Genomic DNA, 22,069 nt, shown 5'->3' with positions numbered 1-22,069 from the left:
CTTATTTTTTTTTCCAAAAACGTTCAACTAGAGGATACACTTTATTAATTAAAGGCTTTAGATTCTGTGCAGACTTCATTAATGAATCAACATTCTCTAGGATTGCAACGATATCAGGTGAAGAAGGATTACTCCGTTCTTTCTCCTTTACCGCTTCGGTATGATGAGCACGACCTGGTCCAAACATAAAACGGTTAAAACGGTCACCATCACTCCGTTCTTTATTTTGTACTTCTTCGTCCATATAGATTAACCTGCCTTTCGAAGATATAAAGATTCATTTTAGATTATGATAAGGTTATATAAAAGGTATGGACATTAGCGGGGATAAAATTCATTTTAAATAGTTGCTTTAAGTACTGTATATTTGTTAAAATTAGTACCAAGTCATAATAATTGATAATAAATTTAATATATAAGGAGATGATTCCATGAATGCAGGTATTGTTGGAATCGGAAGATATTTACCAGAGAAAATTATAACGAATGCTGATTTAGAGAAAATGATGGATACATCGGACGAATGGATTCGGACTCGTACAGGTATTGAAGAACGACGTATCGCCGAAGATAATATTAACACATCCGATATGGCTTTCTTTGCGGCACAGAATGCAATTAAAGATGCTGGTATTTCTCCAGAAGAAATAGATTTAATCCTAGTTGCAACAGTCACCCCTGATCGTCCTTTTCCATCTGTTGCGTGTATGCTGCAAGAACGACTTGGGGCAAATAGAGCAGCGGCAATGGATATTAGTGCAGCATGTGCTGGATTTATGTATGGAGTGGTCACAGGTAAACAGTTTATTGAATCAGGGGTTTACAAGCATATTCTCGTTGTTGGGGTTGAAAAACTATCTAAAGTCACCAACTGGGAAGATCGTAACACTGCCGTTCTATTTGGTGATGGTGCGGGAGCAATCATCCTTGGTTCCGTTTCAGAAAATAGAGGGATTCTATCTTTTGAATTAGGTGCGGATGGAACCGGAGCAAAGCATTTATATCAAGATGAGTATATTATCATGAATGGACGGGAAGTATTTAAATTTGCAGTCAGACAAATGGGAGAAAGCTGTATCAATGTCCTAGAAAAAGCCGGGTTAACGAAAGAGGATGTCGATTTCCTTATTCCTCATCAAGCAAACATCCGAATCATGGAAGCATCTAGACAAAGGCTTGAGCTTCCGGTTGAAAAGATGTCTAAAACGGTTCATAAATATGGCAATACTTCCGCAGCCTCAATACCAATTTCGATTGTGGAAGAACTAGAGGCTGGAAAAATTAAAGACGATGATGTTATTGTAATGGTAGGATTTGGCGGCGGTTTAACATGGGGCGCCATCGCTATTCGATGGGGAAAATAAATTAGAATAGCAGAAGTATTATCTGAGAATATTCCCTAGGTAAAAGTTAGTCAGAAATACTATAAATAAATTGGGAAAAGTAGTGTTGTAAAGGAGATGTCAATATGGAAAAGCACAGGGTTGTGGTAACAGGTGTTGGAGCGGTAACTCCGCTTGGAAACGATGTTGAAACCACGTGGAAAGGGATACTTGAAGGGAAATCAGGCATAGGACCGTTAACCCGTGTTAATGCAGATGAATATCCAGCAAAAGTAGCTGCCCAGATTAATGATTTTAATCCAGAAACGTTTATGGATAGAAAAGATGCAAGAAAAATGGATCGTTTTACGCAATACGCGGTTGCTGCTTCTTTAATGGCGGTAGAAGATGCGAAACTAATTATTAATGAAGAAAATGCTCCTCGTGTCGGTGTTTGGATCGGTTCAGGAATTGGCGGCATGGAAACCTTTGAGGAGCAATATGAGATTTTTCAAAAGAGAGGCTATCGCAGAGTAAGCCCATTCTTCGTACCAATGCTCATACCTGATATGGCTACAGGTCAAGTTTCGATTACTCTTGGTGCAAAAGGCTTTAACTCTTGTACGGTTACTGCTTGTGCAACAGGTACGAATTCGATAGGAGATGCGTTTAAAGTCATTCAGCGTGGGGATGCGGATGTCATGATTTCCGGTGGAGCTGAAGCGCCGATTACAAAAATGTCTGTGGCGGGCTTCTGTGCAAATACCGCTCTTTCTAACAATCCAGATCCAAAAACGGCGAGCAGACCCTTTGATAAAAATCGAGATGGATTTGTTATTGGAGAGGGTGCAGGAATTGTTGTTCTTGAAAAGCTGGAGCATGCTTTAGCACGTGGGGCAAAAATATATGCTGAGATTGTTGGATATGGAGCAACAGGTGATGCCTATCATATCACTGCTCCGGCACCTGCTGGAGAAGGCGGTGCAAGGGCGATGAAAATGGCCATTAATGATGGCGGCTTAAATCCAGAAGATATTGATTATATTAATGCACACGGCACAAGCACCGAATATAACGACAAATTTGAAACACTTGCAATTAAAGAAGTCTTTGGTGAACATGCCTATAAATTGGCATTGAGCTCTACGAAATCTATGACAGGACATCTTCTCGGAGCTGCGGGTGGGATTGAAGCTATTTTTACGGTTCTAGCCATTCAAGACAGCATTTTACCGCCAACCATAAATTATGAAACACCAGATCCTGAGTGTGATTTGGATTATGTTCCAAATGCTGCTCGGCCTAAGGAAATCAAAGCTGCTCTTAGCAATTCCTTAGGATTTGGCGGACACAATGCCACCATTGTCTTCAAAAAATATGAAAATTAATCAATCGACCAGGACTTTCCTGGTCGATTTTTTAAAAGACAAGAAAGTAAAACATTAGACTTTGAGAATTGTCCAGCTCCAGCGCCCTAGCGGCTAGTGTCCTTCGCTCTCCGCCCTACGATAAGTCAAGTACGAATGCGCTAACGCTCTTCGTGTTTCCTTTATCTCAGTTGGAGTGCTCCATAAAGGAAGGCTTCGTAAGCATTGGCATCGCACGAAGGAAAAGCGTTTTTCTTTTTCGATGAGGCCATACGCCGCTGACCAGGGCGTTTCCGCTTTTCTATGAACCCTCCACTTAAATGGTACATAAAATATGTAACATCGATGTTTTGGTAATGGAGTGAGGGTAATGGGCATTGTTCGAACGGATGTTTGGTTGGAAGCTGATTTTGACCACCCCGCAAAAATCTGTAAAAGACTTTTACCTGTGTTCAAAGGTCTGGATACAACACAAGTTTATGACCAATTAGTAAGCTTTGGAATGTATAGACCAAATAGGGCTACAAAGCAGATTTTTGAAAAACTGAAGAAAAACGAAGTTTGGAATCAAGTTGAATTATTAATTAAGAAATATAAGGAAAAATGGAATGGTCCCGATGTCCCGATTTATATATTTCCAATTGGACAACAAAGTGGCCTTTTCTCAAGAAGAGAAGAAAAAATAAGAGGTGGTGTTTCATTCCCAGATAAGATGTTTTTGTTTCTTTCAGATATAGTTAGTATGAATGAGCTTGAGGCCCTGTTTGTCCATGAATACCACCATGTTTGCCGGCTAAATAAGTTAAATAAAAAGTTTGAGGATTATACATTACTTGATTCAATCATAATTGAAGGACTTGCAGAATATAGTGTATTGAAACATTGTGGACGACAATTTTTAGCAGAGTGGTGCAGTATGTATACGGAAGCTGAAATGAAAACATTTTGGGATAAGTACCTAAAAAACAAGTTGGAAAAGAAAAAAACAGACCGAGGTCATGATGAACTATTGTTTGGAAGCGGAAGAATTCCTAAACTATTAGGTTATGCTGTTGGTTTTAAAATTGTTGAAGATTACTTCAGTAATAATCATTATACTGCTAAACTTTCTTTTAGCATGCTATCAAAAAATTTTCTTTCAAAAGAAAACGTCTTTTTTCAAAAGCCTAAACCCTGAGGCTTTTTTTTATTCATGATAGTGAAAATAATAAATTATCTAAAAAATCTTGCAATTGTAATAATTCTGTAATAGACTTCTATTTAAGTATAGTGAATTGACAGAATAATTAAAAAGTAAGAGGTGTGCTATGAGCTCAAAAAATTCCCTACTCAAAGAGGCACCATTGCTCGAAGTTAAAAACCTAGAAACTGCATTTGATATTGACGGTACGTATTACAATGCCGTTGATCATGTTTCTTTTAAAGTAAAACCCCGGCAAATTGTTGGCGTTGTGGGTGAATCAGGGTGTGGAAAATCGGTAATGAGCCTTTCAATCATGCAGCTTTTACCAAAAGGTATAGGGAAAATCCAATCAGGTGAAATCATTTTCGATGGAATTTCCTTAGAAAACATGTCTGAATCTCAGATCAATAAAATCCGGGGAAAAGATATTTCAATGATTTTCCAGGAGCCAATGACTTCTCTAAACCCAGTATTTTCAATTGGCTATCAGCTTCAGGAAGTGCTATTTAATCACACAAAAATATCAAAGAGGGAAGCAAGACAAAAAAGTATCGCCCTTTTAAAAAGCGTGGGCATTTCTCGACCAGAAAAAATCGTTGATGAATATCCTCACCAGCTTTCTGGAGGAATGAGACAGAGGGTCATGATTGCGATGGCCATTGCTTGCCAGCCCAAATTGTTAATCGCTGACGAACCGACAACAGCATTAGATGTTACCGTTCAGGCTCAAATTCTTGAGCTTTTAAAAAGTATCCAAGAAGTGAATGATATGTCTGTTATTCTTATCACCCATGATCTCGGTGTAGTTGCTGAAATGTGTGATGAAGTAATTGTCATGTACGCTGGAAAAATAGTTGAGCGAACTGATGTAGATACCTTATTTTATAATCCTAAACATCCGTATACAACCCTCTTGTTGGGAGCTATTCCGAAAATGGATCAGATTGAAGAAAGATTAAGTTCGATTCATGGAATTGTTCCTTCCCTTACGAATATGCCAAAAACAGGCTGCCGTTTTGCCAATCGATGTCCGCAAGCATTACCAGAATGTCAAACCGTTACCCCAGTATTGGAAGAAGTTGAACATGGACATGAAGTAGCATGTTTACTCTACCAAACTAGTAAATCCAGTGGAGGGGTGATGTAATGACAATGCCAACCATACATAGAGAAAAGCATGAATCTTCCTCACAACCAAATAATCTGTTAGAAATAAAAAATTTAAAAACATACTATCCTGTTAAAGGAGGATTTTTTAAGCGGACAATCGGAAATGTAAAAGCAGTGGATAATATCTCATTTGAAATTAAAAAAGGTGAAACTTTCGGCTTGGTGGGAGAGTCTGGCTGTGGGAAATCAACCGCTGGACGAACGATTTTAAGACTATTAAAACCGACCGAAGGACAAATCATCTTTGATGGAAAAGATATTACCAAGGTTGGCGGTATTTCTCTACGGGAGATTAGAAGAGATCTGCAAATGGTCTTTCAGGATCCATATGCATCGTTAAATCCGATGCAAATGGTTGGGGATATTATTGCTGAGCCCATATACAATTTTGAGAAGAAAAGTAAAGAAGTAATGAAAAAAGAAGTCATGGATTTACTAGAAAAAGTCGGGCTCCCAGAGGATGCCTACTATAAATATGCTCATGAATTTTCTGGTGGACAGCGGCAAAGGATAGGAATCGCACGCGCCTTAGCATTAAGACCGAAATTGATTATTGCCGATGAACCTGTTTCGGCTTTAGATGTATCTGTTCAATCACAGGTATTGAACTTATTAAAGGATTTACAAGAAGAATTTGACCTGACATTTCTTTTTATTGCCCATGATCTCAGTGTTGTGAAATATATGAGTGATAGAATAGGAGTCATGTATTTAGGCCATATGGTAGAAATAGCAGGCAAGGACAGCCTTTATGCGGAACCTCTCCACCCATATACACAAGCATTAATTTCAGCGATCCCATCTCCAGATCCTCGGAAAAAGAAAGAGAGAATCATTTTAAAAGGTGATGTACCAAGTCCATTAAATCCGCCAGCAGGCTGTCCATTCCACCCGCGCTGTCCAATGGCGATGGAGGAATGTTCGAAAAAATTGCCGGTATTAAAGGAGGTGAAGCCCTCACATCGAGTTGCTTGCCACCTTTATTAAAAAAAGGCAATACCTAAATCTTTATAGGGGGGAAATGAATGAAGAAGAGTAATATGCTCTGGCTGGCAGCCTTAATGCTGGTATTATCAGCATTTCTAGCTGCCTGTAGTGGAGGAGAAAAAACAGGTACGAATGAGGAAAATGAAGGATCTTCTGGCGAATCTTCAAGTGGACCACAGGATGGAGGTACTCTGGTATACTCACTGGATTCTGCCTTCGAAGGTAAATTAAATTACAACTTCTACGGTACGGCTGTAGATGATGAAATTCTTCAATTTTTTGATGAAAACCTAATTGACTTTGACGAAAAATTACAGGCGCAGCCGAATATTGCATCATGGAAAACAACGGATAACAAGGTTTATGATTTCACGATCAAACAAGGTGTAAAATGGCACAATGGTGAAGAGTTAACCGTTCATGATTGGGAATTTGCTTTAAAGGTACTAGCTGATAAGGATTATGAGGGTCCACGCTATGCCAATGTTCAAAATATTGAAGGTGTTCCTGCATACCATGATGGAACAGCTGACAGTATTTCGGGCATTAAAGTAATCGATGATTATAATATTCAAATTACTTTTGATAAAGCTCGTGTGAACAACCTGGAAAATCTTTGGACATACGTTATGTCCCGTAAGGAATTCGAGGGTATCTCCGTTAAGGATATGATGGCATCTGAGCAAGTCCGTACCAAGCCAGTAGGATTAGGTCCTTTTAAAGTAACAAAAGTTGTTCCAGGTGAATCTGTTGAAATGGAACGCTTTGATGATTATTTTGGTGGTAAACCGCATATCGAAAAAGTAATCTTAAAGGTTATCGATCCATCTTTAACAGTTGGAGAGCTTAAGAATGGAACACTTGATATGACAACGTTCCACCCAAGTATTATTAATGAAGTTTCTGCGCTTGATAATATTGAAGCCATTAAATACCCTGGATTAAGTTATTACTATGTTGGCTTTAAATTAGGAAACTGGGATGGAAGCAAAAACGTTGCAGACGAGCCGAAATATGCAGAGAAAAAGCTTCGTCAGGCCATGTATTATGCAATCAATCGTGAAGAATGGGTAAAAGCTTTCTTCTACGGTGTTGGTGCACCGGTTAACCGCCCAATTCCTACAAATCACTGGATTGCAGCCGACAATGAAGAATTAGAGCAATTTGATTACGATCCGAAAAAAGCAAAAGAATTATTGGATGAAGCGGGATACAAGGACAAAGATGGCGATGGTTTCCGTGAAGATCCAAACGGAAAAGAGTTTGTGGTAAACTTCAGCCATTACGCAACATCAAACCCAACATTCGAAGCTCGTGCAAAGGCACTCACTCAATATTGGGAAGAAGTTGGCTTGAAATCAACGCTTACCATGACGGATTCTAACCTTTACTATGACATGCTTGAGAAGTCCGATAAATCGATGGAAGTATTTTTCGGAGGCTGGTCAACAGGTACAGACCCAGATCCAGCACCACTTTGGAGATCGGATGCGCTTTGGAATTATCCTCGCTGGGTAAATGAAGAAAGTGATAAGCTCCTTGACCAAGCACTTGATATGAGTGTGGTTGGAACAGATGCGGAAAAACGTAAGGACCTTTATGTTGAGTGGCAAAAGCTATTCATGGAAGAGCTTCCTGCGTTACCGATTGCCGAGCTTGAAGAAACAATGGCAATTAACAAGCGAGTTCAAGGCGTTAAATATGATGTATCTGGTAAAAACCGTCCAAATGAATGGTGGTTAAAACAGTAATACAACAAATTTACTAGTGTTAGTCATGTTGGCTGCTAAGATAATGCTAACTTAATCATGATGTTCAAATGGGATGAGGCTATGAAGGATTTTTCTTCACAAGTCTCTCCCATTTATACACAGTTGAGGGATACATAGCTTTTAGATAAGGAGAATGCACATGTTAAAGTATGCATTACGAAGAATATTGGGAATGATTCCAATGCTGCTCCTAATCTCTATTATCGTTTTCACTTTGGCAAAATTAATGCCAGGGGATGGACTAAGTGGAGAAATCGACCCAAGAAATACAAGTCCAGAATATATTGCAGAAATGCGGGAGAAATTGGGCTATAATGATCCATTGCCACAGCAGTATTTCCGATGGATTAGTGGTTTTATCGAAGGGGATTTCGGCAAGTCAACACGATTTAAAATTCCTGTATCAGAGGTAATTTTGGAAAAAATCCCAAATACACTTTTACTCGGAGGGACATCAATCTTAATTACTTATATTCTTGCCTTTTTAATGGGGACTTTTTCAGGTCGGAAACCATACACCATTGCTGACAATGTAATTGGCGGTTTAAATTATTTAGGATTAGCTATTCCTTCGTTTATTGCCGGTGTTTTTGCTATTTATTTCTTCTCCTTTACATTAAATTGGTTCCCATCCAATGGATCTGTCGATATTCAGTTGGAAGATGGAACGATAGAGTGGTGGTTGAGCCGTCTTCATCACGTCTTTTTACCGGCTGTTGTACTTGGTTTACTAAGTACTGCCAGTTATACTCAGTTTTTACGTAATGATATTATTGAAAATAGCAGGAAAGACTTTGTTCGAACTGCAAGAGCAAAAGGAACACCAGAGGGAAAAATTTATAATGTTCATATTTTAAGAAACTCAATTATTCCACTTATTACTTTTTTAGGGTTTGATATTGTTGCCATTATTAGTGGCGCAATTATAACTGAAACGATCTTTACTTATCCAGGAATCGGTCAACTTTTCCTTGATTCTGTTGGGACAAGAGATTATCCTGTGTTAATGACTTTAACTATGTTTTTCTCATTCATGACACTTGTGGGCAATTTAATAGCTGATTTATTGTATGGTGTTGTGGATCCGAGAATTAGATTGGATTAAGGGGGAGTATAAAATGGAAATTGTTACTCGAAAGGAATCAAAAGTTTTCAAAACACCCCTGAAAAAGAGTCTATCACCTTGGGCAATGGCCCGACAAAAGTTTCTCAAAAATAAGTTGGCAATGATAAGTCTTATCTTTTTGTTCATCGTAGCCGTTCTCTCTATACTTGCACCATATATTACTACTGCTGATATTTCCCGAATTAATATTGGTGATATGGGATTAAAACCATCCGGTGAACATTGGTTAGGAACGGATAAAAGCGGTAGAGATGTCTTTACCAGACTCTTATATGGCGGAAGAATTTCTTTACTGGTCGGACTTTCCTCTACTATATTTGTCATTTTCATTGGGACAGTTATAGGTTCGATTGCGGGGTATTTTGGAGGAACAGTTGACAATCTATTAATGAGATTTACTGACTTAGTCTTAAACTTTCCTTTTCTTGTTTTTGTCATCGTAATCAATGCGATTTTATTTGGAGTTGGAATTGTAAATAGTGTGTGGGTATTAATAGGAGTAATAAGCTTGCTGAGCTGGGGAGGGATTGCCCGAATTGTACGAAGCAAAATCCTCGCAGAGAAAGAAAATGAATATATCATTGCAGCGGTATCCATCGGCTGTTCACCAGCAAAGGTAATTATTAAACATCTTTTACCCAATGTACTATCAACCATTATTGTTCAAGCAACCATTACCTTTGCCACGATGATTGTGATTGAATCTGCACTAAGTTATCTTGGTTTTGGTGTTCCGCAAGAAATACCCAGCTGGGGAAATATGCTGAATTCAGCAAGAGAACCGGATGTATTGCAATTTAAACTTTGGATTTGGGTTCCGCCAGCAATTATTATTACTTTAACCATTCTGTCGATCAATTTTATTGGTGAAGGATTAAAAGATGCATTAAATCCGAAATCCAGAAGATAAAAGTCTGCCAACAAAAGGGCAGACTTTTTACTTGGTTCAAAATATATATTAAGGAATAATTTAACTAATGTCTGCCCATACTGATTGACAAATAGTTTCTTGAAGTGAGGGGTTGTACAATGTTGTATCTTCATGATGTTTGGGTAAATTGGTTTGAAGGTGAAGAAAACGGATATAATGTCTGCCACTTTCATGAGTGGCGTAAAGATGACGGCGTTGAACTATTAGATCAAGTTCCACTTTTAAAAGTTGAACCAATTCTCTTTAACTATATTGAGAACGATCTTTCAGAATTACCTCAACCGCTTCTAGATGATATCTTTCAGAAAGCCTATTTAAGAAAAAACCACGAAAGAGTTCAACTTGAGTATTGCTTTGTTGTTACGGACGGTGTTGGAATTCTAGCTGTTGATACGATCGGATATTCGATTCCGATAAGGAAAAGCAGACTTATTCCAAGGCAGGAGCAGCTAGTATATGAAATGATCGCCACTCACGAAGCAATCAACTATCAATTTCAGCAAAATTTCGAGAATAAGGATTTTCATATTTTATCTCCTGAACCTGGTTTAATGAATGGGCTAACTAGAAAAGAAAGACAGTTAAAACAATTATTATTTATGGCCCTTGATCAATTACATACATCCAAGAATGAAGCTGAAGTCCGCTATTGGTTTACTGAATGGTGTCCGGAAAGGTATCAGGCCATTCAAGAACTGAATTTTGAGAGTGCTTGGCAGCAATTATTCGAGGAGACAAAATATGGCTGGTCGAAACGTCATGAAACATTTTGTGAGAACCTAATAAAAGGACAGCCATTTTTTGAAAAACTTTGGGAAATGGAGCATGGCCCTAAGGTAAATTAAAAGCCTGACCCGAAAGGTGATCGAACCTTTCGAGGCCAGGCTTTTTGTCTTTCTTCTTATCTTCTCTTGCGTCCTAGTCCCATGGCGTTTTCCATTTTCTTAAGGGTTTTACTTGCTACTTGGTTTGCTTTTTCCGCACCGCGATCCAATATTTCATCTAGTTCACTTGATTCCATTAAATGATTATATTTTTCTTGAATGGGTTTAAAGAATCCTGAAACGACTTCTGCCATGTCTCCTTTGAAATCACCATATCCTTTTCCTTCGTACATCGCTTCTAGCTCAGGGATTGATTTATTACCAAGAATCGAATATATCGAAAGCAGATTTGAGATCCCAGGCTTGTTTTCTTTGTCGAAACGGACAATTCCTTCAGAGTCAGTAACCGCACCCTTTATTTTTTTCTCAATTTGCTTTAAATCATCTAAAGGAGTAATCGAAGCTTTTTGGTTTGGATCTGATTTACTCATTTTCTTGGTTGGCTCTTGTAATGACATAATTCTAGCTCCAACTTCAGGCAAACGGATATCTGGTATGGTTAAAATTTCCCCATATTTTTTGTTGAACCGTTCTGCTAGATCTCGTGTCAATTCTAAATGCTGCTTCTGATCTTCGCCAACAGGAACAAGATCCGTATTATACAATAATATATCTGCTGCCATTAATGGTGGGTAGGTCAGCAAACTAGCAGATACAGCTTCTTTTCCAGCTGACTTGTCTTTAAACTGCGTCATTCTTTCTAACTCGCCTATATAGGAGATGCATTGCATCATCCATCCTGCCTGAGCATGTGCTGGAACCTCTGATTGAATAAATAAAGTAGCTTTTTCTGGATCAATTCCTACAGCGATATATAAGGCTGCCAGACTGCGAATGTTTTTTCGAAGAGCTAATCGATCCTGTGGGACAGTAATCGCATGTTGATCAACAATGCAAAAATAGCAATTATACTCATTTTGAAGCTCAACAAATTGCTTCATGGCCCCAATATAGTTTCCAAGCGTGATTGTCCCGCTTGGTTGAATTCCTGAAAAAATTGTCTTCATTTCCTTTTTCCTCCTATTAATAAATATAAAAAACCATTCATCCCACAATAATAGGGACGAATGGTTTCGCGGTACCACCCTAAATTACTCTAAAAGAGTCACTCAGCTCCAAAATCATTTCTGATTAGGAATCCTTATAACGTAAGGCCAACGTCTTTTCCTACTATTTTTGTACAAAAGGTTCAGAAAGAAGCTCAAAAGTCCATTCGGTATTTTTCCGTGTTTGTTTCCACCATCCACAAACTCTCTAAAAACGGATGAAAATACTTACTACTCTTTATCATCGCTAATATAGATGTTAATTTACAATATATTATAATGAAACGAATATTGTTAATCAAGTTAGCTAAATATAAAAAAGGATTAAGGCAATTACCATAAATAAGCCAATAAATAAGCCATAGAAGAACAATGGTTTTTTATCGATGGAAACAAGTTCTGATAAAGCTGGGATTTCATGGAATTTTCGTTTTTCCTCATGTCTAGTAAAAATAAGGTTAAACGATCTAGATACAACATCAAAAAATCCAGAATGAATGGTGTGTATGAGCAAACCAGAGAAAAGTAATACTGCTGAAAAATAAAACGATATATTGATATAGCTTAACAATGTAAATTCGTGATAAAAAATAAGGGAAACGGCTAAAATAAGTAATTGAGAGATTGCCAAAATTAGGATTCTCTTTTTAAGCCGGCTGTTCATGTAAAAACCCCCAAAACATTGATTTAATAAGGAAGATTATACATGAATTTACCTGATAAGTCTAAATTATATCACATTACCTTGTAATGAAAACGTAATGAATGTATCTATTCTGTAAATTAAATATTAAAAAATTATGTACAATTCAAAAAAAATATGTATAATAGGAAATGTAGTAATTTTTCAGAATAATAGAAAAGGGAGGTCATACTAGTGAAGAAATCAAAATTTTCACTAATTCTAGTTCTATCATTAGTACTCAGCATGTTCTTAGCTGCATGTAGTGGTGGAACTAAAAAAGAAGAAGATACAGGAAAAGATAGTGGTGAAAAAACTGAAGAATCAGCATTAGCTGATACACAAGAAATCACTGTATTAGAGTCTGCTGAGATTCCATCTATGGATTCGGTTATTGCAGAAGATACTGTTGCATTTTCTATGTTAAACAATACTAATGAAGGTCTTTACCGTATGGATCAGGAGCAAAATCCTATTCCTGCATTATCAGATGGTGAGCCAACAATTAGTGAAGATGGCCTAACTTATACTTTCAAAATCAGAGATGCAAAATGGTCTAATGGTGATGCTATCACTGCTAACGACTTCGTATATGCATGGCATCGTGCAATTACTCCAGACACTGCGTCTGTATACGGACCATATATTATGCCAGGAGTAATTAAAAACGCTGATAAAGTTTATAAAGGTGAACTACCTGTAGCTGAACTTGGTGTTAAAGCATTAAGCGATAAAGAATTAGAAGTAACTCTTGAAAAGCCAGTTCCATATTTCTTATCTTTAATGGGCTTTGGTACATTCTATCCACAAAACCAAAAATTTGTTGAAGAAAAAGGTGCAGATTTTGCGAAAAATGCTGAAAACCTAATCTTCAATGGACCATTTACTATGACTAAATGGGATGGCGAAGTTGCAACTGAATGGACACTTGAAAAGAATGAAAATTACTGGGATGCTAAAAACGTAACCCTTGAAAAAATTAACTTTAACGTAGTGAAAGATCCTCAAGCAGCTGCGAATGCTTTTGAAGCTGGTGAGGCTGATGTAACACCAAAACTTTCTACACCTGCAGTAATCACTCAATATGAAGGTGACGACCGTTTAGTGAAATGGTTAGAACCAACTGAATTCTGGTTGAAATTCAACCAAGAAAACGAAGCTATGAAGAACAAAAACATTCGTAAAGCACTTTCAATGGCATTTGACAAAGATGCGCTTGTAAATGATATCTTACAAAACGGTTCTTTAGCTGCTAACTATGCAGTGCCAGCTGACTTTGTAAAAGATGAAAATGGTAAGGATTTCCGTGATAAATACGGTTCTTTCAACGAATACAATCTTAAAGAAGCTCAAGCAGCTTGGGAAAAAGGTTTAGAAGAACTTGGTAAAACTGAACTTTCATTTGAATATGTTGCTGGTGACTCAGAAACAGCTAAAACAATGGATGCATTCATTGAAAACCAATTAGAAACTAACCTTAAAGGTCTTTCTATTAATGTAAATAGTGTTCCTTTTGCCATTCGTTTAGACCGTGAAGATAATCAAGACTATGATATCTTACACAGCGGTTGGGGTCCTGACTACGCAGATCCAATGACATATTCTGACCTATGGTTAACAGGCGGCGGTCATAACAAAATGAGTTATTCAAACCCTGAGTATGATAAGTTAGTAAAAGATGCACAAACAACTCTTGCTAATGATCCAGCGAAGCGTTGGGAAGCTCTACAAAAAGCTGAAAAAATTCTAATGGATGATTTTGCAATTGCAGGAACATACCAACGTGCTGCTAACATGCTTGTAAACGAAAAATTAGAAGGCTTTACTTATCACTTAGTTGGTGCTGAGTACAGCTGGAAATGGGCTAAATTAACAAAATAATTTCCAATTATTTTAGGTGGCTAGGCCTTAAAATAAAAGAGAGTATATTTATATACTCTCTTTTTGCCTGACTTAGAAATGTCGAAAAATGGTGAATATTTTTTATCTTTAAATTTAATAGGAGGTGCACTAATGGTTAAATATATTGGGCAGCGTATTTTTTACATGATACTCACGTTGTTTTTAATCGCATCACTGACTTTCTTTCTAATGAAATTGATTCCAGGTACACCTTTTAAAAACCAAGCAAAACTAACAGAAGCCCAGTTGGAAATCATGTTAGACAAGTATAATTTGGATGAGCCAGTGCCAGTTCAATATATAACTTATATTGGTAATTTAGTTAAAGGGGATTTGGGAACATCTTTTCAGTTTGGTAACACAACTGTATCAGAGCTCATTGCTAATCGTATCGGAGCTTCAGCAGTGTTAGGGGCACAGGCCTTAATACTAGGTACAATAATAGGGATATTATTGGGGATTATTGGTGCATTGAGACAAAACACCTGGGTGGATTATGGTTCTACCTTTATAGCAGTACTCGGTAAGTCTATACCATCATTTGTTTTTGCTGGTTTACTTCAATATTATGTCGGTGTTAAATTAGGTTGGTTCCCGGTAGCGTTTTGGAAGGGACCTGAATACACCGTTATGCCAACAATAGCATTGGCGATGTTCCCGATTGCGATTTCAGCTCGTTTTATGAGAACTGAAATGATTGAAGTTTTGGGGTCTGATTATATCACACTGGCAAAAGCAAAAGGGGCCAGTTATTTCGAAATCGCTTTCAAACATGCTCTTCGTAATGCATTAATTCCAGTTATCACTGTATTAGGACCTTTGGCTGTAAGTTTGATGACAGGGTCATTAGTAATTGAAAAGATTTTTGCGGTACCAGGTATTGGTGAACAATTTGTTAAGTCTATAACTGTAAACGACTATTCCGTTGTAATGGGAACTACATTATTGTTTGCGTTCTTGTTCATCGTAATCATTCTTGTTGTAGATATTTTATATGGATTAATCGATCCACGAATTCGTTTAGCGGGAGGTAAGAAATAATGGCACAATTTGAAGAGAAAATCTCCAAAGATCAATTTCAGCCCGCAAAAATTGACTCCTCCCAATCAGAAAAAATTTCAAAACCAAGCTTGAATTATTGGCAAGATGCCTGGCTAAGGGTTAGGAAAAATAAGGGTGCAATTATTAGCTTAGTGGTCGTTGTGCTTTTAACTATTTTGGCATTAGTTGGACCAAGTATTAGTAAGTATGAGTTTGATAAGCAAAATACGAAACATGCAAACCTACCGCCGCGGATTGAAGGTTTAGAAAATGTTTCATGGCTTCCATTTGATGGAACAAGAACATTGAAAAATGGTAATGTTGTAAATCCTTACGAACAAAAGAATATTGAAGAACATTATTGGTTTGGTACAGACAGTTTAGGTCGTGATATCTTCTCACGGGTATGGAAGGGTACACAGATTTCTTTATACATTGCCTTACTTGCAGCGGTCATTGATATGATTATCGGTGTTACGTTTGGAGCCATTTCAGGTTATTTTGGTGGGAAAATTGATACAATTTTGCAAAGGATTATTGAAATACTTACCGGAATTCCGAACCTCGTTATTGTTATTTTGATGATTTTAGTATTAAAACCGGGTATCATTTCGATAACCGTTGCATTGACTATTACTGGCTGGGTAAGTATGGCCCGGGTTGTTCGTGCTCAAGTACTAAAGCTTAAGAACCAGGAATTTGTACTGGCTTCAAGAACATTAGGGGCATCTGACGCGAAAATTATTTTCAAGCACCTTATTCCAAATCTAGCAGGTGTAATTATTATCAATACTATGTTTACAATTCCTAATGCGATTTTCTTCGAAGCATTCTTAAGCTTCATTGGATTAGGACTACAAGAACCATTAGCATCTTTAGGGACATTAATTGATGATGGTTTTAAATCGATGATTGCTTTTCCACATCAAATGATTATTCCCGCAATTGTAATCAGTGTCATTATGATTGCATTTAATATGATTGCTGACGGTTTACGTGATGCATTAGATCCAAAAATGAGAGATTAAGGCAGGTGAATGATAATGGAAAATATTCTAGAAGTGAAAGACTTGAACATTTCCTTCCACACATTTGCTGGTGAGGTTAAAGCCATTCGAGGGGCAAACTTTCAATTAAAAAAGGGCGAGACTTTGGCCATTGTTGGTGAATCAGGTTCAGGTAAATCTGTTACAACAAAAGCCATTATGCGTCTACTACCAGAGAGTAATTCAGAAATTAAGTCAGGTCAGATACTATTTGATGGTAAAGATTTAGCAAAATTAACAGATAAAGAAATGCAAAAGATTCGTGGTAAAGAAATTTCAATGATTTTTCAGGATCCAATGACCTCACTAAATCCAACAATGACCATTGGAAAACAAATTATGGAGCCTATTATCAAACACCAAAAATTATCTAAGGCTGAAGCTAAAGGTAAAGCAATTGATATTCTTCGATTAGTAGGTATTCCAAGACCAGAAGAGCGTTTTAAACAATATCCTCATCAGTTTTCTGGCGGGATGAGACAAAGGGTTGTAATTGCGATTGCATTAGCGTGTAATCCCAAAGTATTGATTGCTGATGAGCCAACTACGGCACTAGATGTTACGATACAAGCGCAAATATTAGAACTTATGAAGGATCTTCAAAAGAAAATTGATACGTCAATTATCTTTATTACCCATGATTTAGGGGTAGTTGCTAACGTGGCAGACCGTGTAGCGGTTATGTATGGAGGCAAAATAGTGGAGATTGGAACCGTAGATGAAATTTTCTATAATCCGAAGCATCCGTATACTTGGGGATTAATTAGTTCGATGCCTGATATGGATACAAAAGAAACGGAGCTTTATGCTATTCCTGGTTCACCTCCAGATTTACTGAATCCGCCAAAAGGAGATGCATTTGCACCTCGTAATGAGTTTGCTATGAAAATTGACTTGGAACAGGAACCTCCGATGTTTAAAGTTTCTGAAACCCATTATGCTGCAACATGGTTGTTGCATCCAGATGCTCCAAAAGTAGAGCCTCCTGCTGCAGTACAAAAAAGAATGCACCAGTTCACGGGGTCTAAATAAACATTAAAGGAGGTTAATCAAAAATGGAAAAGAGAAAAAAACTGCTTGAGATTAAAAATCTAAAACAACATTTTAATGTTGGAAAAGTTAATGAAGTGAAAGCAGTTGATGGAGTCTCCTTTGATATCTATCAAGGTGAAACAGTTGGACTTGTTGGAGAATCTGGCTGTGGAAAATCAACAACAGGCCGTACAATTATTCGTCTGTATAATGCAACGGATGGAGAAGTAATATACGATGGGGTAAATGTTCACGGAAAAAAATCAAAAGATGAATTGAAAACTTTCAATCGAAAAATGCAAATGATATTCCAAGACCCTTATGCATCTTTAAATCCAAGAATGAAGGTCTCTGACGTAATTGCTGAGGGGATTGATATTCATGGACTAGCCAAAACCAAAGAACAGCGGATGCAAAGAGTTTATGATTTACTAGAAACTGTAGGGTTAAATAAAGAACATGCAAACCGGTATCCACATGAGTTCTCTGGCGGTCAACGACAGCGGATTGGGATTGCCCGTGCATTAGCAGTGGAACCTGAATTTATTATTGCTGATGAACCAATCTCTGCATTGGATGTATCGATTCAAGCGCAGGTTGTTAACCTAATGAAAAAGCTGCAAGAAGAAAAGGGTTTAACCTACTTATTTATTGCCCATGACCTTTCTATGGTGAAATATATCAGTGATCGAATTGGTGTAATGTATTTCGGTAAAATGGTCGAGCTTGCACCAGCAGAGGAATTATATAAGAATCCGTTGCATCCTTATACGCAATCATTATTATCTGCGATCCCAACTCCAGATCCAATCAGTGAGCGGACTCGTAGACGTAAAGCCTATGACCCTGCTAGTCATAATTATCAATCTAATGAGTCGGTTGAATTCAGGGAAGTAGCTCCAGGCCATTTTGTTCTTTGTTCAGAAAAAGAATTTAAACAACATCAAGAACAATATAAACATTAAAAAAAACGATCTCAATTTTTGAGATCGTTTTTTATCATTACTTTTTCTTACCGCCAACACTCTTCCAGCCAGTTTGGAATCTGGCACTTTGATTAACAAATTCTTTACGGCTTTTACCGCCAAATACATTTTCACCGAAACTGTTTGTCATAACACCCATTAGTGCGGTAATCCCGATAATTAGTAATGCAACAATGGATAAGTCGATTATGTAACCACCCATGAAAATCCCTCCATTATCAAAATGCAAAGCCATATACAAGATATGCATTGTAAATCCCCTACTATTATTTTAAAAGAACTCGATAGTTAATGAAAGAGGAAAAACAATTAATTTGGACAGAATATGATAAAGTGAAAATAAATGTATGCGTTTTCATTAAAACCTAGTAATTGAGAATAGAAAGTTTTAAAAAAACCTTAGTTTATTTCATAAAAAATGAAACCTTTTTGTATTATTTTCGTCTTATATAATGATAGATGACAAATATGAATAATTAACTATTTTTGAAAAAAGGATACCTTTTTTAGAAACAGTGGTGTATAATCAATGATATAAATTACTTATTTATAATAATTTTAATTATGATGCTAATATTTATAGATTCTACGATATATTATCAGCCGTAAATAAAAGAGGAGTGTGAAGACGAATGGTAACATTATACACTTCACCGAGTTGTACATCATGCAGGAAAGCGAAGTCATGGTTAGAAGAACATGAAATTCCTTATACTGAAAGAAATATATTTTCAGAGCCACTGTCCATTGAAGAAATTAAAGAAATTTTGCGCATGACTGAAGATGGGACAGATGAGATTATTTCTACAAGATCCAAGACATTTCAAAAATTAGATGTCAATTTAGACTCTATGCCACTTCAGGATTTATTTGAATTAATAAAAGCAAATCCTGGGTTATTACGTCGTCCAATTATTATTGATGAAAAGCGTTTGCAGGTTGGATATAATGAAGATGAAATTCGTCGTTTTCTTCCAAGAAGAGTTCGTACTTACCAACTACGTGAAGCGCAACGTATGGTGAACTAATTTATTTATAAAGCCTTCATAAAAATGAGGGCTTTTTCTGTTCCTTCATTTTATTATTATTTGAGATTTCGCTGTCATTTTGTTACAATATAAGGAATATCTAATTATTAGGCAAATGAATCGTTTTTGCATAATTGGTGATATTTATTTCCCAAATTCTTAATTCTATCATAAAATATAAGTACAAGGATTGTTTACTTTTTTCAATCATGATCGATACACAGGTAAACAATTTTGTATTGTCTGCATGAGGGTATTTAGTCCCTTCAATTTGAGCAAGGAAGGGAGAGGGAAAGATGGAAATCGAACGTATAAACGAGAACACTGTAAAATTTTATATCTCTTATGGCGACATAGAAGAACGAGGGTTTGACCGTGAGGAAATTTGGTACAATCGTGAGCGTAGCGAGGAACTCTTTTGGGAAATGATGGATGAAGTTCATCAAGAAGAGGAGTTTGTTGTGGAGGGTCCTCTTTGGATCCAAGTTCAGGCTTTGGAAAAAGGATTGGAAGTACTAGTTACAAAAGCCCAAATATCAAAAGATGGACAGAAGTTTGAGCTCCCAATTCCTAGTGACAAATTTAAGGATCTTCCTGTAGATGATAACATTGAGGATATTCTTGATCATCATTTCAATCCTAAGCATTCTGATGATGACGATCTTTTACTTGAGGAAGAGTCCTTAGAGTTTTTAATCGCTTTTAAGGATTTTGAAGATGTGATTATGCTTTCAAATCGCGGCGGACTTGATGAGTTAGTTACGAAACTGTATCATTTTGATAATAAATACTATTTATATACAGAGTTTCCAGAGGATTTATTTGGCGAGGATGAAATCGATGATATATTGAGTATCCTGCTTGAATACGGATATGAAACTCAACTTACGATTCATCGTATCCAGGAGTATGGAAAGCAAATAATTGCTACAAATGTCTTTGCTGAAGTTAGAAAACATTTTAAATAAAGATGCCGATTTCTTTAAGAAATCGGTATTTTTTACATACACTTCTTTATTAGACTGGCGGTGTTGAATTTGAAAAACACAGTAAGGATTGGTATATTTTTATCTACATTAGCTATCCTCCTGTTTATCTTTAAAGAATATTTATATAGTGGATTCTTTGGGTTTCTTAGCCTGTTAATCACACTATCTGTAATATTTATTGGATTTGTTATTTTTCTTGAGAATCGTCATCCTACACAGACTATTACTTGGCTGGTGGTATTGGGGAGTTTTCCACTGATTGGTTTTATCTTTTATTTGCTTTTTGGTCGGAATTATCGAAAGGAAAAAATGTATCGGAAGAAATACTTCCTTGATAAACAGGCTTTTTTAACGGTCGAAGGTATGAATGATCCACGCAGTGAAGAGAAACTTCAGCTTATGGGGGAGCATCAAGCAAGAATGTTTGCTTTAGCACAAAAGCTCGGGAATAGTCCGATATCCTTTGATACTTCCACCAAGATATTAACAAATGGTGAGGAAACGTTTAAACATATTCTTGAGCAGTTAGCTAAAGCAAGACATCATATACATATGGAATACTACATCGTTCGCCATGATGATATAGGACAAGAAATAAAAAAGCTGCTCATTGAAAAGGCAGTGCAAGGAGTTAAAATTCGTTTTTTATACGATGCCGTCGGCTCCTGGAAATTATCAGATGCCTATATTAATGATTTGAAAAGAGCGGGGATTGAAACGGTTTGTTTTGGACCGGTAAGGTTACCTTTCCTTAATAATAAATTTAATTTCCGCAATCATAGGAAGATTATTGTCATTGACGGAACAATTGGCTTTGTTGGGGGACTTAATATTGGCGATGAATACTTAGGAAGAAACCAAAATTATGGTTTTTGGCGTGATACCCATTTGATGTTAAGAGGAGAGGCTGTTCGAAGTCTGCAGTTAATCTTTTTACAGGACTGGTATTATATGACCAACCATAGTTTCTTAACAGCAGAGTATTTATCTCCGCAAATCGACGATGACAATCATGGTGGTGTTCAGTTAATTGCTGGTGGTCCTGATAATGAATGGAGTGTTATCAAAAATATCTTTTTCGCCATGATTACTTCTGCGAAGGAATCTGTTTGGATTGCTTCTCCTTACTTCATTCCTGATGAAGATATCTTTTCAGCCATAAAAGTAGCCGCTTTAAGCGGCGTGGATGTGAGATTACTCGTTCCGAATCGTCCGGATAAGCGTATTGTATTTCATGCATCACGCTCCTACTTTCCAGAGCTTTTGGAAGCAGGCGTGAAAGTGTATGAATATGAGCGTGGATTTATGCATAGTAAAATCGTTATTGTTGACTATGAGCTAGCCTCGATCGGAACGTCAAATATGGATATGCGAAGCTTTCATTTGAACTTTGAAGTAAATGCGTTTCTATATCGGACAACAAGTACACAACAGTTGGTTACTGAGTATTTGAATGACTTACAGTATGCAAATCAGCTGGATTTGAATACCTTTAATAAAAGACATTTAGGACTGCGACTACTTGAATCAACATCAAGACTGTTATCACCGCTTTTATAATAATAACTCGCCTCT

At 37.0% G+C, this 22,069-nt stretch carries 21 protein-coding genes and 1 other annotated feature; of the genes, 17 read left to right on the top strand and 4 right to left on the bottom strand.

Annotated features, from left to right (window positions below; translation table 11 throughout):
* Position 1: 1 nt before the first annotated feature.
* A complete protein-coding gene (locus tag ACWM35_RS03350; protein ID WP_454815461.1) occupies positions 2-244 on the bottom strand; it encodes a hypothetical protein in 243 nt (80 codons plus the stop codon).
* A gap of 187 nt (positions 245-431) precedes the next feature.
* Between ACWM35_RS03350 and ACWM35_RS03345 the strand changes: the two genes are divergently transcribed.
* The 9 genes from ACWM35_RS03345 to ACWM35_RS03305 all read left to right on the top strand — a co-directional run bounded on the left by ACWM35_RS03345 (position 432) and on the right by ACWM35_RS03305 (position 10,703).
* Positions 432-1,364, top strand: coding sequence for a beta-ketoacyl-ACP synthase III (locus ACWM35_RS03345; protein ID WP_454815459.1), 933 nt, complete (start codon positions 432-434; stop codon positions 1,362-1,364).
* Positions 1,365-1,468: 104 nt separating this feature from the next.
* Positions 1,469-2,710: a beta-ketoacyl-ACP synthase II gene (fabF, locus tag ACWM35_RS03340; protein ID WP_454815457.1), complete on the top strand. Its 1,242-nt coding sequence runs from the start codon at positions 1,469-1,471 to the stop codon at positions 2,708-2,710.
* A gap of 376 nt (positions 2,711-3,086) precedes the next feature.
* Positions 3,087-3,866, top strand: coding sequence for a DUF2268 domain-containing protein (locus ACWM35_RS03335; RefSeq protein ID WP_454815455.1), 780 nt, complete (start codon positions 3,087-3,089; stop codon positions 3,864-3,866).
* A 130-nt stretch (positions 3,867-3,996) separates the two neighbouring features.
* Positions 3,997-5,019 carry an ABC transporter ATP-binding protein gene (locus tag ACWM35_RS03330; protein WP_454815453.1) on the top strand — a complete coding sequence of 341 codons (1,023 nt, stop codon included), beginning with the start codon at positions 3,997-3,999 and terminating at the stop codon, positions 5,017-5,019.
* Positions 5,020-5,024: 5 nt separating this feature from the next.
* Complete coding sequence (locus ACWM35_RS03325) at positions 5,025-6,029, top strand: ABC transporter ATP-binding protein (RefSeq protein WP_454815828.1); 1,005 nt, start codon at positions 5,025-5,027, stop codon at positions 6,027-6,029.
* Between the two features lie 38 nt (positions 6,030-6,067).
* Complete coding sequence (opp4A, locus tag ACWM35_RS03320) at positions 6,068-7,780, top strand: oligopeptide ABC transporter substrate-binding protein (RefSeq protein ID WP_454815451.1); 1,713 nt, start codon at positions 6,068-6,070, stop codon at positions 7,778-7,780.
* 160 nt (positions 7,781-7,940) lie between these two features.
* Positions 7,941-8,906: an oligopeptide ABC transporter permease gene (opp4B, locus tag ACWM35_RS03315; protein WP_454815449.1), complete on the top strand. Its 966-nt coding sequence runs from the start codon at positions 7,941-7,943 to the stop codon at positions 8,904-8,906.
* Positions 8,907-8,919: 13 nt separating this feature from the next.
* Positions 8,920-9,837, top strand: a complete 918-nt coding sequence (gene opp4C / locus ACWM35_RS03310) for an oligopeptide ABC transporter permease (RefSeq protein ID WP_454815447.1) — start codon at positions 8,920-8,922, stop codon at positions 9,835-9,837.
* Positions 9,838-9,956: 119 nt separating this feature from the next.
* Positions 9,957-10,703, top strand: a complete 747-nt coding sequence (locus tag ACWM35_RS03305; RefSeq protein ID WP_454815445.1) for a DUF3603 family protein — start codon at positions 9,957-9,959, stop codon at positions 10,701-10,703.
* 56 nt (positions 10,704-10,759) lie between these two features.
* Here ACWM35_RS03305 and trpS read toward each other — a convergent pair whose 3' ends face one another.
* Entirely contained in the window at positions 10,760-11,749 is a 990-nt protein-coding gene (gene trpS, locus ACWM35_RS03300; protein WP_454815443.1) for a tryptophan--tRNA ligase, read from the bottom strand.
* Between the two features lie 49 nt (positions 11,750-11,798).
* Positions 11,799-12,042, bottom strand: a binding site (T-box leader).
* A gap of 53 nt (positions 12,043-12,095) precedes the next feature.
* Entirely contained in the window at positions 12,096-12,452 is a 357-nt protein-coding gene (locus ACWM35_RS03295) for a DUF3899 domain-containing protein (RefSeq protein WP_454815442.1), read from the bottom strand.
* A 213-nt stretch (positions 12,453-12,665) separates the two neighbouring features.
* Here ACWM35_RS03295 and ACWM35_RS03290 point away from each other — a divergent pair, with 213 nt between their 5' ends.
* The 5 genes from ACWM35_RS03290 to ACWM35_RS03270 all read left to right on the top strand — a co-directional run bounded on the left by ACWM35_RS03290 (position 12,666) and on the right by ACWM35_RS03270 (position 18,456).
* Positions 12,666-14,351, top strand: a complete 1,686-nt coding sequence (locus ACWM35_RS03290; RefSeq protein ID WP_454815440.1) for a peptide ABC transporter substrate-binding protein — start codon at positions 12,666-12,668, stop codon at positions 14,349-14,351.
* Between the two features lie 132 nt (positions 14,352-14,483).
* Positions 14,484-15,413 carry an oligopeptide ABC transporter permease gene (gene opp3b / locus ACWM35_RS03285; RefSeq protein WP_454815438.1) on the top strand — a complete coding sequence of 310 codons (930 nt, stop codon included), beginning with the start codon at positions 14,484-14,486 and terminating at the stop codon, positions 15,411-15,413.
* Positions 15,413-16,441, top strand: coding sequence for an oligopeptide ABC transporter permease (opp3C, locus tag ACWM35_RS03280; RefSeq protein WP_454815436.1), 1,029 nt, complete (start codon positions 15,413-15,415; stop codon positions 16,439-16,441). The genes opp3b and opp3C overlap by 1 nt, the downstream gene beginning before the upstream one ends.
* Positions 16,442-16,456: 15 nt before the next feature.
* Entirely contained in the window at positions 16,457-17,491 is a 1,035-nt protein-coding gene (locus ACWM35_RS03275; protein WP_454815434.1) for an ABC transporter ATP-binding protein, read from the top strand.
* A gap of 23 nt (positions 17,492-17,514) precedes the next feature.
* On the top strand, positions 17,515-18,456 hold the full coding sequence (locus tag ACWM35_RS03270) for an ABC transporter ATP-binding protein (RefSeq protein WP_454815432.1): 942 nt from the start codon (positions 17,515-17,517) through the stop codon (positions 18,454-18,456).
* Between the two features lie 37 nt (positions 18,457-18,493).
* Here ACWM35_RS03270 and ACWM35_RS03265 read toward each other — a convergent pair whose 3' ends face one another.
* Positions 18,494-18,679, bottom strand: a complete 186-nt coding sequence (locus ACWM35_RS03265) for a hypothetical protein (RefSeq protein ID WP_454815430.1) — start codon at positions 18,677-18,679, stop codon at positions 18,494-18,496.
* Positions 18,680-19,109: 430 nt separating this feature from the next.
* On the opposite strand from ACWM35_RS03265, the gene spxA reads away from it, so the two are divergent.
* The 3 genes from spxA to cls all read left to right on the top strand — a co-directional run bounded on the left by spxA (position 19,110) and on the right by cls (position 22,054).
* Positions 19,110-19,505, top strand: a complete 396-nt coding sequence (gene spxA, locus ACWM35_RS03260; protein WP_454815429.1) for a transcriptional regulator SpxA — start codon at positions 19,110-19,112, stop codon at positions 19,503-19,505.
* A gap of 296 nt (positions 19,506-19,801) precedes the next feature.
* On the top strand, positions 19,802-20,473 hold the full coding sequence (mecA, locus tag ACWM35_RS03255) for an adaptor protein MecA (RefSeq protein ID WP_454815427.1): 672 nt from the start codon (positions 19,802-19,804) through the stop codon (positions 20,471-20,473).
* Positions 20,474-20,542: 69 nt separating this feature from the next.
* Positions 20,543-22,054 carry a cardiolipin synthase gene (cls, locus tag ACWM35_RS03250; RefSeq protein WP_454815425.1) on the top strand — a complete coding sequence of 504 codons (1,512 nt, stop codon included), beginning with the start codon at positions 20,543-20,545 and terminating at the stop codon, positions 22,052-22,054.
* Positions 22,055-22,069 lie beyond the last annotated feature (15 nt).

Source organism: Neobacillus sp. K501 (genome assembly GCF_053749995.1).
This window is presented reverse-complemented; position numbering and strand designations above follow the sequence as displayed.

Coding starts and splice junctions, on each gene's coding strand:
- ACWM35_RS03295 (WP_454815442.1), bottom strand. CDS start 12,452: ATGAACAGCCGGCTTAAAAAGAGAATCCTAATTTTGGCAATCTCTCAA.
- fabF (WP_454815457.1), top strand. CDS start 1,469: ATGGAAAAGCACAGGGTTGTGGTAACAGGTGTTGGAGCGGTAACTCCG.
- ACWM35_RS03330 (WP_454815453.1), top strand. CDS start 3,997: ATGAGCTCAAAAAATTCCCTACTCAAAGAGGCACCATTGCTCGAAGTT.
- opp4B (WP_454815449.1), top strand. CDS start 7,941: ATGTTAAAGTATGCATTACGAAGAATATTGGGAATGATTCCAATGCTG.
- ACWM35_RS03265 (WP_454815430.1), bottom strand. CDS start 18,679: ATGGGTGGTTACATAATCGACTTATCCATTGTTGCATTACTAATTATC.
- ACWM35_RS03345 (WP_454815459.1), top strand. CDS start 432: ATGAATGCAGGTATTGTTGGAATCGGAAGATATTTACCAGAGAAAATT.
- ACWM35_RS03325 (WP_454815828.1), top strand. CDS start 5,025: ATGCCAACCATACATAGAGAAAAGCATGAATCTTCCTCACAACCAAAT.
- ACWM35_RS03350 (WP_454815461.1), bottom strand. CDS start 244: ATGGACGAAGAAGTACAAAATAAAGAACGGAGTGATGGTGACCGTTTT.
- opp4C (WP_454815447.1), top strand. CDS start 8,920: ATGGAAATTGTTACTCGAAAGGAATCAAAAGTTTTCAAAACACCCCTG.
- opp3b (WP_454815438.1), top strand. CDS start 14,484: ATGGTTAAATATATTGGGCAGCGTATTTTTTACATGATACTCACGTTG.
- spxA (WP_454815429.1), top strand. CDS start 19,110: ATGGTAACATTATACACTTCACCGAGTTGTACATCATGCAGGAAAGCG.
- opp3C (WP_454815436.1), top strand. CDS start 15,413: ATGGCACAATTTGAAGAGAAAATCTCCAAAGATCAATTTCAGCCCGCA.
- mecA (WP_454815427.1), top strand. CDS start 19,802: ATGGAAATCGAACGTATAAACGAGAACACTGTAAAATTTTATATCTCT.
- ACWM35_RS03305 (WP_454815445.1), top strand. CDS start 9,957: ATGTTGTATCTTCATGATGTTTGGGTAAATTGGTTTGAAGGTGAAGAA.
- ACWM35_RS03275 (WP_454815434.1), top strand. CDS start 16,457: ATGGAAAATATTCTAGAAGTGAAAGACTTGAACATTTCCTTCCACACA.
- opp4A (WP_454815451.1), top strand. CDS start 6,068: ATGAAGAAGAGTAATATGCTCTGGCTGGCAGCCTTAATGCTGGTATTA.
- ACWM35_RS03270 (WP_454815432.1), top strand. CDS start 17,515: ATGGAAAAGAGAAAAAAACTGCTTGAGATTAAAAATCTAAAACAACAT.
- trpS (WP_454815443.1), bottom strand. CDS start 11,749: ATGAAGACAATTTTTTCAGGAATTCAACCAAGCGGGACAATCACGCTT.